A 941-nucleotide genomic window follows, 5' to 3' on the forward strand; every position below is an offset into this window, starting at 1 on the left:
GGCGCCTCCTGCTAAAATTACAGTCTCATCACGCTCAATAATAGCATCCGTTAATGCAGTAACAACAATAGCCGCTGAATTTTGGCCTGCTGGTATCGTTCCTATTCCAGTCAATCGTGTATAATCGTCAACACTAGTTGCTGTACCATCAACTGCATAGTTGAATGTAATATCGCTCGTAGCTGTAACTCCTTCTGGCAAAAGTACTTCTAGCGTTGTCGAGCTGCCCTCTGCTACATTTTCTGTTGTTGGACTAAAACGCAATACCTTATCCGATAACGGATTGGAATCTGTTATAGTTACTGTAGCAGTATTGGCTGTAGCACTCCAAGTAAATCCTGCTGATGCAGCTCCCGTTATAATAATCGTTTCGTTTGCTTCTATCAGATTATCTAGCAAAGCTTCTACTTCTATTATTGCCATACCTGAACCCGCAGGAATCGTTGCCACACCTGATAACGTTTCATAGTCCGCACCATTTATGGCTGTACTAGAAACAGCTATCTCATAGTATATATCTAGTGGACTTGTCACAGCAATTCCTTGTGGTAAACTTACCGTCAGAGTAGTACTTTCCCCTTCTGCAACACTTGCTCTATCTGAAGAAAAACTCAATACTCTGTTTACTGGATCAATTACATCCTTAATGGTAACTGTAGCTACATTGTCACTTCCCCAAGTAAATCCTGAGACAGTTCCTCCTGTTATAACTACCGTTTCGTCTGGTTCTATCAGATTATCATTTTTAGCAGCTATTTCTATCATTGCATAACTATCACCTGCAGGAATCGTTACCGAACCTGTTAAAGCGCTATAGTCCGTATCACTTGTGGCTGTGCCTGATACCCTGTAGTTTACAATCAGTGGATTACCCAGAGTAACGCCTTCTGGCAAACTCACTTTTATACTAATACTTGATCCTTCTGCAACATTTGCTGTAA

1 protein-coding gene is annotated in these 941 nt (G+C 41.2%); it reads right to left on the reverse strand.

Going from position 1 to position 941, the window contains the following annotated elements; translation table 11 throughout:
* A partial coding sequence (locus IUY40_RS19155) for a Calx-beta domain-containing protein (RefSeq protein WP_317190943.1) occupies positions 1-941 on the reverse strand: 941 nt, incomplete at both ends.

Origin of the sequence: Flavobacterium sp. ALJ2 (assembly GCF_015594725.1) — a bacterium.
Taxonomy (GTDB): domain Bacteria; phylum Bacteroidota; class Bacteroidia; order Flavobacteriales; family Flavobacteriaceae; genus Flavobacterium.